The organism is Streptomyces cinereoruber (genome assembly GCF_009299385.1).
In the GTDB taxonomy this organism is placed as follows: domain Bacteria; phylum Actinomycetota; class Actinomycetes; order Streptomycetales; family Streptomycetaceae; genus Streptomyces; species Streptomyces bikiniensis.
This window is the reverse complement of the sequence record NZ_CP023693.1, coordinates 201,404-214,590: the sequence shown is the minus strand read 5'-3', so window position 1 is coordinate 214,590 and position 13,187 is coordinate 201,404. Positions and strand designations below refer to the sequence as shown.

Annotated in this window: 16 protein-coding genes and 2 pseudogenes; 10 read left to right on the top strand and 8 right to left on the bottom strand. The window is 66.5% G+C overall.

All coding sequences use genetic code 11. From position 1 onward, the window contains the following. Window positions 1-33: 33 nt before the first annotated feature. The 3 genes from CP977_RS34385 to CP977_RS01040 all read right to left on the bottom strand — a co-directional run bounded on the left by CP977_RS34385 (window position 34) and on the right by CP977_RS01040 (window position 3,367). Window positions 34-789 (bottom strand): DUF2589 domain-containing protein, encoded by a 756-nt coding sequence (locus CP977_RS34385; RefSeq protein WP_183953376.1) that lies wholly within the window; start codon window positions 787-789, stop codon window positions 34-36. Between the two features lie 312 nt (window positions 790-1,101). Next, window positions 1,102-1,566 carry a hypothetical protein gene (locus CP977_RS01045; RefSeq protein ID WP_152369439.1) on the bottom strand — a complete coding sequence of 155 codons (465 nt, stop codon included), beginning with the start codon at window positions 1,564-1,566 and terminating at the stop codon, window positions 1,102-1,104. A gap of 886 nt (window positions 1,567-2,452) precedes the next feature. Further along, window positions 2,453-3,367, bottom strand: coding sequence for a hypothetical protein (locus tag CP977_RS01040; RefSeq protein ID WP_152369438.1), 915 nt, complete (start codon window positions 3,365-3,367; stop codon window positions 2,453-2,455). Between the two features lie 166 nt (window positions 3,368-3,533). Between CP977_RS01040 and CP977_RS01035 the strand changes: the two genes are divergently transcribed. Beyond that, complete coding sequence (locus CP977_RS01035) at window positions 3,534-3,944, top strand: hypothetical protein (RefSeq protein ID WP_062761202.1); 411 nt, start codon at window positions 3,534-3,536, stop codon at window positions 3,942-3,944. A gap of 59 nt (window positions 3,945-4,003) precedes the next feature. Here the strand turns inward: CP977_RS01035 and CP977_RS35435 are convergent, their stop codons facing one another. Together CP977_RS35435 and CP977_RS35430 are read right to left on the bottom strand one after the other, a co-directional pair. Next, entirely contained in the window at window positions 4,004-4,402 is a 399-nt protein-coding gene (locus CP977_RS35435) for a transposase (protein ID WP_244412627.1), read from the bottom strand. Between the two features lie 74 nt (window positions 4,403-4,476). Continuing rightward, complete coding sequence (locus CP977_RS35430) at window positions 4,477-4,836, bottom strand: transposase (protein WP_236072326.1); 360 nt, start codon at window positions 4,834-4,836, stop codon at window positions 4,477-4,479. Between the two features lie 86 nt (window positions 4,837-4,922). Between CP977_RS35430 and CP977_RS01025 the strand changes: the two genes are divergently transcribed. After that, the gene (locus tag CP977_RS01025; RefSeq protein ID WP_152369437.1) at window positions 4,923-5,426 is read left to right on the top strand and encodes a hypothetical protein; all 504 of its coding nucleotides are present in this window, start codon (window positions 4,923-4,925) and stop codon (window positions 5,424-5,426) included. A gap of 61 nt (window positions 5,427-5,487) precedes the next feature. On the opposite strand, the gene CP977_RS01020 is transcribed toward CP977_RS01025, so the two are convergent. Together CP977_RS01020 and CP977_RS34600 are read right to left on the bottom strand one after the other, a co-directional pair. Then, on the bottom strand, window positions 5,488-5,826 hold the full coding sequence (locus CP977_RS01020; RefSeq protein ID WP_152369436.1) for a hypothetical protein: 339 nt from the start codon (window positions 5,824-5,826) through the stop codon (window positions 5,488-5,490). 212 nt (window positions 5,827-6,038) lie between these two features. Beyond that, window positions 6,039-6,125, bottom strand: a pseudogene (locus tag CP977_RS34600) (lactate utilization protein C); the annotation flags it as partial. A gap of 124 nt (window positions 6,126-6,249) precedes the next feature. Here CP977_RS34600 and CP977_RS01010 point away from each other — a divergent pair. The 7 genes from CP977_RS01010 to CP977_RS00980 all read left to right on the top strand — a co-directional run bounded on the left by CP977_RS01010 (window position 6,250) and on the right by CP977_RS00980 (window position 11,671). Further along, on the top strand, window positions 6,250-7,464 hold the full coding sequence (locus tag CP977_RS01010) for an IS256 family transposase (protein ID WP_152369435.1): 1,215 nt from the start codon (window positions 6,250-6,252) through the stop codon (window positions 7,462-7,464). Between the two features lie 12 nt (window positions 7,465-7,476). Further along, window positions 7,477-7,920 (top strand): IS110 family transposase, encoded by a 444-nt coding sequence (locus CP977_RS01005; RefSeq protein ID WP_236072286.1) that lies wholly within the window; start codon window positions 7,477-7,479, stop codon window positions 7,918-7,920. Window positions 7,921-8,143: 223 nt separating this feature from the next. After that, window positions 8,144-8,800 (top strand): hypothetical protein, encoded by a 657-nt coding sequence (locus CP977_RS01000; RefSeq protein ID WP_152369434.1) that lies wholly within the window; start codon window positions 8,144-8,146, stop codon window positions 8,798-8,800. Window positions 8,801-8,972: 172 nt separating this feature from the next. Next, the gene (locus CP977_RS35170) at window positions 8,973-9,104 is read left to right on the top strand and encodes a hypothetical protein (protein WP_260321883.1); all 132 of its coding nucleotides are present in this window, start codon (window positions 8,973-8,975) and stop codon (window positions 9,102-9,104) included. 65 nt (window positions 9,105-9,169) lie between these two features. Continuing rightward, on the top strand, window positions 9,170-9,943 hold the full coding sequence (gene istB, locus CP977_RS00995) for an IS21-like element helper ATPase IstB (protein WP_152371471.1): 774 nt from the start codon (window positions 9,170-9,172) through the stop codon (window positions 9,941-9,943). A 350-nt stretch (window positions 9,944-10,293) separates the two neighbouring features. Then, complete coding sequence (locus CP977_RS00985; RefSeq protein ID WP_109186157.1) at window positions 10,294-10,848, top strand: hypothetical protein; 555 nt, start codon at window positions 10,294-10,296, stop codon at window positions 10,846-10,848. Window positions 10,849-11,137: 289 nt separating this feature from the next. Continuing rightward, entirely contained in the window at window positions 11,138-11,671 is a 534-nt protein-coding gene (locus CP977_RS00980; protein ID WP_152369433.1) for a tetratricopeptide repeat protein, read from the top strand. 7 nt (window positions 11,672-11,678) lie between these two features. Here the strand turns inward: CP977_RS00980 and CP977_RS00975 are convergent. Then, a pseudogene (locus CP977_RS00975) lies at window positions 11,679-12,080 on the bottom strand (transposase); the annotation flags it as partial. A 448-nt stretch (window positions 12,081-12,528) separates the two neighbouring features. On the opposite strand from CP977_RS00975, the gene CP977_RS00970 reads away from it, so the two are divergent. Beyond that, on the top strand, window positions 12,529-13,170 hold the full coding sequence (locus CP977_RS00970; RefSeq protein WP_152369432.1) for a hypothetical protein: 642 nt from the start codon (window positions 12,529-12,531) through the stop codon (window positions 13,168-13,170). Window positions 13,171-13,187 lie beyond the last annotated feature (17 nt).

The following is a 13,187-nucleotide window of genomic DNA, read 5'->3' as shown; positions in this document are numbered from 1 at the left end:
GAATACGCGAGGCTCCGACGTCGGCCTCCGGTATTACGATCTGTTGTTCTCTTCTTTCTTTTTGTTTTCCCGCTGGACGGTGACGGCGTTCTCGGTCAGCATCGTCAGGATCTTCTCCATGCCGGCCGGCATCGGTCCTTGCTGAGCCTCCACATGGACCTTCATCGACGCACTGCGGTTGACCGTGTCCGAACTCGAACTGCTCGAACTGTAACTGGCCTTCACCGAAGCCGTGACACCCCAGAAACCGCCGCTGACCGCCGCCTCGCCGCCGAGCGTGCTTTCCTGCTTCCGGGCCGAGGCCGAGTCGATCTTCACATCGAAATCGAGCGTCACCTGGGAGAGCTGCAGATAGGGGATCGGCACCACCGCGAGGAGCGGCACCTCCACATTCGTCACCACCCTCTTCTCCGGTGTGGTGGTCTGGTCGGCTTCTCCGTGCTCCGCCGATTCGTAGGAGAACTTCACCATCCTGGCTTGGTTCTTGGCATCGAAGCCGACGTTGTTGATGAACTGAGCGGTCTCATTCGCGGCCATCGCGCTGGCCCGGATCACGCCCTGCAGCGGCCCGCCGATGATCTGCTCGAACGGCAGCGACAGTTCCGCCCCCAGATCGACCGGCGGCTTCGGGTCCTCGCCGGGCACGGACGGGACATCCGCCACGAACGGGGCGGAGTCCGCACCACCGGAAGCACCCGGAGCCGGCTTCTCGGCTGTCGCCTTCGCCGCCGCCGTCTTTTTCACCGCCGCGGTCTTCCTCGCCGGACTCGTCTTCTTCGCCTCCGCCATCAGACACTCCCTCCATCAAGTACTGGATCTTGAGACGATCTTCTGCCGCAGCCGTTCCCGACTCCCCTCCTGACACGCCACGGACCCCCGTACGGGCGCACATCAGAACGAAGAACGACACCGAAGGCGAAGTCGTAATTCTGCTGGAGGGTGGCCACCACGCCGGAGACCAAACCGACCAGCCCCGCCGGGATGCCGGTCGGCGCATCTGCTGGGACCGTACGACTGCCGAGATGGAGGCCAGCCGGTGCGCTGAAACAGAGCCGTCTACTGGACAGGCCCTATCGATCCGCCGACTCCACCCTAAAAGCCTCAGTGGCCGTCGCTCGGAGGTCCGTCCGGTGCGGTCTTCATCTTGAAGCCGTGGCCGATTGGGTGCTGCATGGCAGTGAGGATGAACGTGGTTTTGGCAAACACGACTTCGAACTTGTCAGAGACCTCGGGGAGTTTGCCGTGCTGGGTTACGTTGGCGACGAGGCAGGCGGCGGCATTCTGGTAGAAGGCTTCTTGCTGCTTGTTGTACTTGGGCTCTTCGTGCGGGTCAGGCTCGAACCGGTAGACGCACTGGAGGGTCTGCTGTTCGGGCTCCTTGGCGCCCTTGCGCAGCACGTCGACGGGGAGGACAAGTTTGATCCCACGATGCTTGCTGTTCGCGCCGTCCTTGACTTCCAGGTCCTTGATGGAGTTCTTGTACGGGCCCGGTCTCACCTTCACGATCGGTGCGGGAGCGCCCTTTGAGGGGGCCGGTGAACTGCTGCGGTCGGGTGTCGTGGCCATGCTTTCGTCCTTACGTGTGAGACTCGAGCAGAGGGGCGGATCGGTGGTTACTGTTCGGCTGCCGATGTGCACCAGCCGTACGATTCGCGTGGTCATGTGATGGCTGTCAGGGCGGCGGTGTGGTGCGACCCGGGGACCGGGTGCCGAAGTGGGCCGGTTACTGTGGCGGCTTCATAGTGGGTCTGCAGCGCATTCTCGGCGGCTGACGCAATTTGGCCGATGACCTGCGACATTTCGCCGTTGCGGTGCAACAGCGCAGACTTTCCCGCGCCGTGGACTGTCCACTCGATCCATGCAGACGCCGCATTGAGTACCAGCCGGACCGGAGCCTGCTCGGACGCAGTCCGGGTCACACCACACTCCTCAGCCAACACCGACACCGACACCGGAATGGGCAGGCCCTGCGGCGCTGCGCAGGTTGGTGCAGACGGCCGTACGCGTCCTTGCCGACATGTCTGACGTCCGAGTGGCGCGAGGACAAATAGATACGGATACGGGCGTACCGACGAGTCGGTCGCTCGCCAAAGACGCCGCCAGCGCGCGGCCGGATTCGTGCCGCCACGCCAACCGTTCGGTTGACTGTCATAACGGCAGCGGCCGATCCGCCGAGCCTGATCGTTAGTCTCCTACCGGCAGTCATCGTAGACCGGGCTGTCATACCGGGCTGGCTACGCGACAAGCGAACCCGCACAAGAACGCTGAGCCGGCCCTGCCCGACGACGACCTGAATGTCTCAGTACCCGCAGACCCTGACCAGCGACAGGTCACCGTTCGGATTTCGGTCCATCTCACCCGGGGCGGCTCCCATGAAGGGCTTGCACCCTTTGGGCGGATGCGCCCGTGGTCTCGTGAAGCCCCAAGAACATCTGGCGTACCCACTGGGTGGTCACGCGGGCGTGGGCTCCTTCACCAAGCACTTCCAGGCATTGGTCCTCTCGGATTCCGCGATCTTGCCCTGATACGCGAGGAAGTCGACGTTGGTCGCTCCTTGCCGGCGGCAGGTCATGACCTCGCCCAACGCGGGGTAGTCGTGCTGGACGAATTGATAGCCGAACGCGTTGAGACCGACCAACTCACGAGTGAACACCCGGATCCGGTTGTTCTGGTCGTCCCACAGGTTGTCCCGGCGCCGGTCCGAGGCCAAGTAGAACGCCCGCTGCTGATGTACCCCCGCCAGCAGCCATGAGTCGTTCACCAGGACCGACCAGTTGCCGGTGTCCAGGATCGCACCGCCGTATTTGCGCGTCGTCTCGTTCATCACCAGGAAGGCACCCTTCAGCTCCTTGGTGATCCCCGCCCCCTGGCTCACGAGATCCTTCTCGTTGCGCAGGCCGCCGATTAGCAACCCCTCGAACCTGTCGCCAAGCTGCTGAAACGCTTCAATTCCACCGTGGTAGACCTTCCAGGCCAGGTCGATGTGCGTGTCGGAGAAGGCGTCCTCGCCCTGGCAGGTACGGCCGAGCCCAGCGGTTTTATAAGTCTGCGCCGCCACCTTGGCGGCGGCGAAGAACTGGTTCTCCGTGAACATGCCCGGTTCCTTCCTCGAAGCATCGTGAGACAGCGCGACAAGATGCCGCTCCGCCATCACCGCACGACACCTTGAACCGCGCCCGGCCGGCTGGGCCAGGTGGAGCACATCGGCCCGAGCCTGCTCGCCGCATCTTGGAGAGCTGCTCAATCGCTCGGGTGAGAGGAAGTCGCTGATGCCGCCCGCGGCTGCGGGTGCTGCGGCCGTGAGGCTGTTGCCGAGCGTGAGGGTGGCGAGTGCGGCCGTCGCAGCCGGGGTGCGAAGGGTGGCCACGCCGGTCGAACGACGAGGTGCGTGCGCAGGTCATGTGGGCGGCCCTGAGTCACGGCCACATGTGCTCCCTTTGCCTGCCGGAGCATGACCGGTGAGGTCGTTCCCTCTCACGAGGACCTCGCCTTCAGGCCAGCCTGAGGGCGGGCATAGGGTGCCGGGTGTGGACATGTGGACGGTCGTCGATGAGCTGGTGGGGGAAGCTGAGCGGCTGATCCGCGATCGTGTGTGGGTCCTGACGCCCGGCGACCGTGCCGTTGCGGCGAAGGCCGCCGCCGACTTGGACGCCGCCGTCCGCACTTCGCAGGCCCAGCAGGCTCTGCCCGAGGTCGACCGGCTGGCACACCTGCGCGAAGCACTCGCGGTCGTGGCCATCGCCCTTGCCCACGTCCACGGACGCCTGGCCTGGTTCCTCGGAGCCGCCGCCACCACCCTCACCCCCGTCCTGCACTGGCGCGCCCTGCCGGACGAGGACGGCCCCACCTTCGGCGCCGTCGCACCCACCCCCGCGCAGTACACCGAAGCCGAAGATGTGGTTCGCCGGCTTCAGAGCGCTCTGGCCGCCATTGGTACCGCCTGACCCCCCTCTGGCTCGACCGCGTCTCGGCGAGCGGGCCGACCCGCTCACCACAGCACCTATCACGGCAGGTCAGGCGGCTGGTGAGCGCGGCCGGGTGGCGTGCCGGGAAGGCAGGCACAGCAGCGCAGCAGTTGTCGAAGAAGTCGGTCGGCTCGTCTAAGACGGTGTCTCACGTGGCGATCTTGGCGAGCCTCTTGTAGCAGGTCATGACTGCGGCGAGCCCGGGGAAGGCCAGGAAGTGGCTGCCTTTTCGTTGCCCGGCCGGCGATCCGTGGAGTGATGTGGCGTTCACGCAGCCACACCATGTTGCCGGCCGAGTGGTACGCCTTATCGGCACGAACCTTGTCGGGACGTTGCCGATGAGGGCCGCGGCGCGAGCGGACGGCCGGGATCCCGAGGACGAGCGGGCGAAGCGCTTGGACATCGTTGACGTTCGCGGCAGACACTCCGACGACCACAGGCAGTCCCTGCGCGTCGGTCAGAACGTGCAGTTTGCTGCCCGCTTTGACTCGGTCGACCGGATTCGGCCCTGTCAGCGGCTCTCCTTTTTCGCGCGCGCCGAGGCGGCACCGGCGATCACGGAACTCCAGTCGAGTCCGCCGCGGGCTCCGGTCTCGTCCAGGACCACGCGGTGCAGCCGACGCCGTACTCCGGAGGCGGTCCAGACGGAGAACCTCCGGTGAGCCGTCGCCGGTGACACTCCGAATGATGGTGGCAGATACCGCCATGCGCACCCGCTGGTCAGCACGTACACGACGGCCGTGAACACGGCACGTTGGTCGATCGGCGCGGTGCCACCGCCCTGCGGGCGCGAGCGGAAAGGCGGCGGTACCGGCTCGACCATGGCCCACAGATCATCCGGCACGAGCCACTGCGACAGATCCCCGCTCATGAATGATCATGATGCCGCTGCCGGCCACCCCGGCGATGGCCGGTGGAGGCATTCGACTGGTTGCCCCGCCACCTCAGAATGGGGGCATGGCTCCTCTTTCCATCGACCCGCGCCCGCTGAACGCCGACGAACGCGCAGTACTCGAACACATCCTGTCGGCGGAGTTCGTCGGCGCCACACAACTGCGGAGTCAACTGGACCGCACCGAGGTGACCGCCGTCTGGGGGCCCGATTCTGTGAGCGTTGACCTGCAGGTCCGGGAACCTTGCGAACATGCGGCACTGCCGACAGAACTCGTACCCGTCGATGCGCACGTCCATAACCCGTCCGGCGCCTACGTCGGCGAGATCCTCGTCTGGACGGACCGCGGAGCCACGCTCGCTGCCCTGGAGTTCGCCTGGGTCACCGGCGAGATCCTCGTCTGGACGGACCGCGGAGCCACGCTCGCTGCCCTGGAGTTCGCCTGGGTCACCGACGAGATGCCCACATCTCTCCCGGCCGTCGTGGACGGCCGGCTCAACTGGCCGTCCACGACGGCTGTCCCCGCCCTCGGTACCTGTGGCCCCGCATCGTGCGAAATCGCCACGTGAGACACCGTCCTGGCCGGAGACGACCCAGTCCTCTAGGGTCGCCCGCTGATGGGGAGCGACTTCAGGCCGCACCGTAGTAGGAGAGCCATTTTCCGCCGGTCAGCTTGCAGCCGGCCGCCACGGCTGGCTCTTGGACGGCTTCGGCGAGGAGGACTTCGTTGCGGGTGTTGCACCCGTCGGCAGGGTCCAGGCCGGTGTTCCAGTGCTTGAAGGAGTCGCGCGTGCAGCCGGTGCGGTCCTCCTCGGCGACGGGGAGCTTGCCGACGGCGTCCTCCAGCGGCAGTACTTCTGGAATCGACACCACTGCTGCGGTCGTGGCCATGACAGTGGGGGAGGGGAGGGCGAGCGGAGTCGGGGCGAGGCAGAACCCGGCAGTACTGCGCAGCAGGTTGGTGATCACGCCCGTAGGCATAGCGGACCCAGACCCACGGACACACCGGGGCCGGGGCGCTCATCGACCGCGCGAGGCGCCGGGGTGCGCTGGAGAAACGCTCCGTCTCGGTGTGCACGGGTTCACCCGCAAGGACGAGACCGGTATGGCACCGCTCTGCTACAACCGGTCCGGGTGGCCGACCGAGGTAGGTCCGGAGTGTGCGGCAGACTGTTTCGCCTTCAGTGGGTGACGATCACGACATTGAGTTGTCTTGGGCCGTGTACGCCTTCGACACGGTTGAGTTCGATGTCGCTGGTGGCGAGGGGCGGGACTGTAAATCGTTCGGTGTAACTCCCGATCAAGGAGGATGCACCGATGACGAGTGAGAACGCGACCGAGGCGGAGTCCGTCGAGACTGGGCCGTAGCCGGCGAGGGCAGCGGACGACCGGCTGATCGATGAGCTGGTGTCCCGGGCTCAGGCCGAGGGCCTGCAGCTGACGGGTGAGGGCGGGCTGTTGCAGCAGCTGACGAAGCGGCTGCTGGAGTCCGCCCTCGAGGGTGAGATCACCGACCACCTCGGCTATGACAAGCACGATCCGGCCGGGAAGAACGGTGGCAACAGCCGCAACGGCTCCCGGGCCAAGACCGTCCTGACGGACGTCGGGCCGGTGGAGATATCCGTGCCCCGTGACCGTGACGGCTCGTTCGATCCGAAGATCGTCCGCAAGCGGCAGAGGCGTCTGTCCGGCGTGGACGAGATGGTCATCTCGCTGTCCGCGAAGGGCCTGACGACCGGTGAGGTCCAGGCCCACCTGGCCGAGGTCTATGGTGCCGAGGTCTCCCGCCAGACGATCTCCACGATCACGGACAAGGTCCTCGATGGCATGGCCGAGTGGCAGAACCGGCCTCTCGACCCGGTCTGTCCGGTGGTCTTCATTGACGCGATCCACGTGAAGATCCGCGACGGTGCGGTGGCGAACCGGCCGATCTACGTGGCTCTGGCCGTCACCGTCGAGGGCCGCCGCGACATTCTCGGGCTATGGGCCGGCGACGGCGGTGAGGGTGCCAAGCACTGGATGCACATCCTCACCGAGATCAAGAACCGCGGCGTGAATGACGTGCTGATGCTGGTCTGCGACGGACTGAAGGGTCTGCCCGAGGCGGTCGAGACCGTCTGGCCCTGCACCACCGTCCAGACCTGTGTGGTCCACCTGCTGCGAAACTCCTTCCGCTATGCCGCCCGCCAGGACTGGGACAAGATCGCGAAGGTCCTCAGGCCCGTCTACACCGCCGCGACCGAAGAAGCGGCACTGGAGCGGTTCGCCGAGTTCGCCGACGCCTGGGGGAAGAAGTATCCGGCGATCGTCCGGCTGTGGGAGAACGCGTGGGAGGAGTTCACCCCGTTCCTCCGCTTCGACACCGAGATCCGCCGCATCGTCTGCACCACCAACGCGATCGAGTCCGTGAACGCCAGGATCCGACGGGCGGCCAAGGCCCGCGGGCACTTCCCTAACGAGACCGCAGCCTTGAAGTGCGTCTACATGGCGATCATGTCGCTGGACCCCACCGGCAAGGGACAGGCCCGCTGGACCATGCGCTGGAAGACGGCACTGAACGCCTTCGACATCACCTTCGACGGCCGGCTCTCCGCAGCCCGTCAGTAACCCCAACCACCCTTGTTACACCGTTCGATTGACAGACCCGAAGCGAAGGAACTCGAGCTGGAGCTCCTCGCGATTGTTCGCACCGTCGCCCCCGAACTGCTCGCACTGCAGGACATTGGGCCCATCAGCGCTGCTCAGATCCTGATCAGCTGGTCGCACCCTGGGCGCTTCCGGTCCGAGGCAGCGTTCGCGGCCTTCGCCGGAGTCGCTCCGATCCCCGCCTCGTCAGGGCTGACCAACCGGCACAGGATCAACCGCAGCGGAGACCGGCAGCTCAACCGGGCCCTCCATACGATCACCCTGATCCGCATCCGCCTCGATCCGAGCACCCGTGCCTACGTTGCCCGCCGAATCAGCGAGGGGAAAACTGCGAGGGATGCCCAACGCTGCCTCAAGCGCGCAATCTGCCGTCAGCTCTTCAAGCTCCTCGAACGAGGCGACCAGCCCACACAGTAAATCCCCGCTGACGATCTTCCTCAAGCAGCTTGACTTGATATAGCAGCTTCGGAGGATATGGCCCGACGCTGGACGGGGCCGTCGCGTATGGGGCCGGACGTAGGAGTTGTCCTTGCGGTAGTGACCTCGGACGTGATGCCCGTCGGAAAGCCTGCTTCGTGAAAGCGCGAGGCTAAGCTCGACCCCACCTCACCCCGCCCCGCCAGCGAACGGACCTCCCTCCATGGTCAATGGCCTCACCTGGATAGGTGCCCACGCCTACACCGCCACGTCCGTCCCCGGAATGTGCGGCGGTATTTCCCTCACTCTCGCCCGAGGTATCGATGCTGACGAGTTCCTCATCAACCTCGGGGCCGACCTCGATCAGCTTGCCGCCCGCACCCCGCTGGCCGAACTGCGTAGCCAGCCCACCCCACCCGGCCATGATCCCACCCGTTACGCCTACGCGATGTACGGCAGCGAGGGTGAGTGGACGTACGTGCTGGAGGACGGTCATGCCGCGACCTGGGCAACCGGCTTCCGCCGTGTCCCTTCGATGAGGCCCGGCCCGGGTGAAGAGATCCTGTGCGCCAGCCGGAACCTGTACAGCCCGCCCGCCGCGATCCTGCACGTCGAAGGCGACGAGGTGATACGGCGCGCAGAGTTCGGCACCACCACCGGCCACAACTCGGCGTTGGACGCGGCGCTCACCGCCGCCGGTGCCGTCTTCCCCTCCATCCCCGACGCCACCGCTGACGAGGTGACCGCCTACTACGAACAGCACGGCGCGCGCCTGCCCGCCCTGGTGTTCACCGCGCTGGGCGCGTATACGGGGCTGAGCATCGACCAGGATGCCGCACAGGCCGGGAATCTCCCCGCCGTCCACCTCCTCACTCCTTGAGCCGCACGCGCCTGCACAACGGCTTCGGCCCCCACCCTGGCGGTCAGGGTGGGGGCCGAAGCGTGTTGGCGCTGGGGTGTTACTGCGCGACGAGTTCGCAGATCACGGGCTGACCGCCGCCGACACCGACGAGGAGCCTGGCGGCTCCGCGCCCCCGGAGCGCGGGGCGTAGGTGATCTCTCTGCACGCTCGTCGCCTGCCGCCCGACCCGCGCCAGGCGCTGCCCGACATGAGCAAGTACGACCGGCTGCTGAGCCCGGTCGCCGGCCGCGACAGCCAGACCCAGAAAGGCCACGGCGCGTGAACCCGACCATCACCGTCACCGACCAGGACGACGAGCAGGACGCAGGCAAGGTCCCCGCCCGCAGGATGTCGCTGCCCGGCGACCCGGAGGACATGCTTATTGATGAGGCATGCCGCGAGCTGCGGCTGCCGGCGTTTCGCGAGCGGTTCATCGACCTGGCCGCCACCGCCCGGCGCGAGCAGGCCACCTACAAGCAGTTCCTGCTGGACATGCTCCAGGCCGAGCAGTTCGGCCGGGACCTTCGCCGTCAGCAGCGGCTGCTGCGGCTGGCCCGTTTCCCCAGGCCCAAGCGGCTGGAGGACTTCGACTTCGCGAAGAACCCGAACGTCACCCCCGAGGTCGTCGCCGACCTGAAGTCCCCGACCTGGGTCCGTGAGGGCCGGCCGCTGGTGCTGATCGGCGACTCCGGCACCGGCAAGTCCCACCTGCTGATCGGCATCGGCACCGCGATCGCCGAGACCGGCCTGTCGGTCCGCTACACCACCACCTCGGCGCTGGTGAACGAGCTCGCCGAGGCCGACGCGAACCGCCGCCTGTCCTCGGTCATCGCCCGCTACAGCAAGATCGATCTTCTCTGTCTGGACGAGTTCGGCTACCTCAATTTGGGCCGCAAGGGCGCCAAGTTGCTGTTCCAGATCTTCACCGAGCGCGAGGAGCGCAAGGCCACCGCGGTCGCCACGAACTCACCCTTCACCGAGTGGGACAAGACCTTCGGCGACGCCCGCCTCTGCGCAGCCATCGCCGACCGGATCACCTTCCGTTGCACGCTGATCCAGACTGGCACCGATTCCTACCGCTACCAGACCACCCAGGAATTCCTCTTCCCCACCGCGGACTAACTGATCGTTTCAGAATGAGTTCGGTGTAGGGGCTTGGTAGTCGGGTTGGGTGGCGGCAGAGTGGTGCGGGTTTCGGGTGATCTTGTGCCTGATGATCTGTGGGAACGCGTCGCTCCACTGCTGCCGCCCCGGCCGCCGCGACGTGCTTGCGATGCCTCCGAACCTCATTCTGAAACGATCAGTAAAGGCTGTCCCGTAACTCCAGATACCGCCTGCCAGTGTCCGGTTCAACCTGCATGGCCCGGCTTCAGATGAGGCCGCGAGTCGGGGCGCAACCGGACAGACGGATCTTCCTGTGGTGACGCGCTGGCCTTCGCCTTGAGTTACGGGACAGCCCTTAGGATCCCCTCATGACCCCGTACTCCCTGGCCTTCTACCTGGACGCCGTCACGACCGGTACGGTCCTCGGCCTGCGCCCTGACGACTGCCCCGACCGGGTGGCGGAGGTGCTGGGGACGGAATACGGGGAGAACGGCGGCCGTGGCACCCTGTGGCGCGACTACGGCCTGATCGAGTTCCACTGGCACCGGGCCGGGCCCGACGACCCGTGGGCGGGCCACCACGTCAGTCTCCAGGTGCACCGCCTCGCTCGTCGGGACCGCACCCTCGTCGGCGGCGCACTGCGCGCGCGGTACGGCCGGTTCGCGCCCCGGCTCCGCTTCGACAAGCTGCACCGCCTGCTGGAGCGCCGCGGCGCCACCCTCGTGCCCGTCGCCGAGGCCGCGTCGAACGCGCCGTACTTCCGCACGTACGAGCACCCCCTCTCCCGGGCGACGGTCACGGTCATCGCCACGTACGGCGAGCACAGCACCCCGCCGGAACTGCGGCCCGGCGACGTGTACGCCATCCAGCTCCCGGCCGGCGCCGGGACCGCCGACTGCGGGGACACCCCTAGCCGGGGCTGAGCCCAGGCCCCCGAACACGCCAATATGGCCCCGAGAGGAAACGGTCCGTCCTTCGGGCAAGGACCTAGGTGGCCTCGCAATCATGAGACCTCGGGGGAACTGGTCTGTCACCGCGTGCGGTGTCCTGCTGGCTGCTGTCTGCCTCGCCAGTTGCGGGACGGGAGACAGCACATCGACCGCCGCCCAACAACGGGACGCACACCTGGAGCGCGTCCGGGACGCTTAGAGCTCGCGTGGAATGGCCGAGCTGGTGAGGTGCGGCTGATTTTGGTGTGACACCGTGGGTGGCATGAGTGATGATCGCGAAAGGGATGCGGCGCTAACGCGAGCGGTACAGCTGCGGGAGCAGGACCAGGCCGGGCAGGCCCGGGAACAGCTGGTGGAGCTGGCCGAGCGGTATCCGCAGGATGCCGAGATCGCCTACCAGACGGCCTGGGCGCACGATGTTCTCGGTCTGGAGCGTGAAGCCGTCCCGTTCTATGAGCGGGCCCTGGCCGGTGCGGGCCTGTCTCCCGAAGATCGACACGGGGCCTTCCTCGGGCTGGGGAGCACTCACCGGGTCCTGGGCTCCTACGGGGTGGCCTCACAGACGCTGCGGCGTGGGCTTGATGAGTTCCCCGACGACCCGGCACTGCAGGCCTTCCTGGGCATGGCGCTGTACAACCAGGGTGAAAGCCGGGAAGCGGTGCGGCTTCTGCTGAGGACGCTGGCCGCCACCAGCGGCGACCGTCGGGTGCAGGGCTACCGGCGGGCGATTGAGTACTACGCCGACGATCTGGACGGCGTGCAGCAGACGGATGAGGAGCCGCAGGAGAAGAGCTGAGTCGTTGGCGGAGCCGTGGACGGCGGTCCCAGCGGTGAGTGGTCCAGGCTCGTTGGATCAGGCTGCGGACGGTGATGACGGTGATGACGGTGTCGGCGAGGTCGAAGGAGGCGTTGATCACCAGGGTGCGGCGTTCGTAGCAGCGGGCCAGGCGGTGGAAGGCGTTCCGCCAGGCATGGGTGCGCTTGACGTGCCAGCGTCGGCTTGCCTGGATCGTTGCCTTCTCGTCCTTGTGGGCGATCCGTCCGTGCAGTCCTCGCCGGTCCAGTTCCGTGCGGGTGCCGGCAGAGTCGTAACCGGCATCGAGGTGCACGGTGATGCCGTCCGGCAGCGGTTCAAGCCCGTCCAGCAGGTCGAGAGTTGGGGCCAGGGGCGGGGAGTCGTGGCTGTTGGCGCCAGTGATGGTCTGCAGGGAAGTGTCAGTAGTGAGTCGTCACCTCGATGTCAGCGGCGTAGGCCTGGTGACCTGCTAGTTGTCATTGACAGGCCGTGACGCACTGGCGCTGACGCTAGTGACGAAAGGCCGTGTCATTTCCATGCCGACTCCAACGGCCCCTGTGGAGTTTATGCAGGTCAGAGGCTGTCCGCTTCTTCGTCTCGCATTCTGCGGACCGAAGAACCCTGGATTGCCCGGCGCAGTGCCACGAGAGTGGAGCCGTGCAACCTACTCACTACCGCGTACTGGTGGCTGTCTTGGTGGGGCTGCTCGCGGCTGCCGCAGCCGTGATCCTTGCCCAGGCTGACTCCGAGCCGGTCACGAAGGCAGTACGGGATGCCGCCGTGGCGTTCGGCGGGACGACAACTCTCGGCCTGTTGCTGATCGGTGCGCTCCGCAGCTCCCATGGCGAGGGAGCTGAGTGAACCGATACTGGGCGGAGGGTCTGATCGTCGAGCCCTCCAGTCTTCACGACGGAGACGAGTCCTGGTTCAAGGACCGTCCGGTCCAGGTGGCCGGCCACCTCTTCCCGCCCCGCTTCCGCATCTGGCTGAGCTGCAACGCTACCGGCGTGGACATGTGCGTCGCGCTCGAGGTCGACCGCGGAGGGTTCGTCGAGCAAGAGAACGCCACCACGGTTGGTGGCGTGTCTTCGGACCAGGAGAAGGACCGGATTCGCGCTGCCGCCCGGAGGCTCGCTCTGCCGCTGGCCCTGTCCATGATTCCCTACGGTCCCTTCCAAGCCACCGAAGAGGGCTGGGAGTGGATCGTTGATGGATGGGGGCCACCACGTATCAGGCGACTTGGCGATGTCATGCCCGATCCGCAGATCGTTCTCGTGAAGGAACTCCGGCGCCGTACGGGACCACGATGGTGGAGTACCTACCTGCCGCGCATCGAGAAGACCGCGCAGATCATCTGGGATGCACCAGCCGATCTCTCCACACGCCAGGTAATCGAGACCCTCGTCTGCCCCGGCATGCATGTCGGCCGGACCACGGCGTACGAGGACCTGGCCACTGCACGTGAACTGGGCCTGCTACCCGAGCGCCGCGTGCCGTAGCAGGCAGCTCTGCCGTA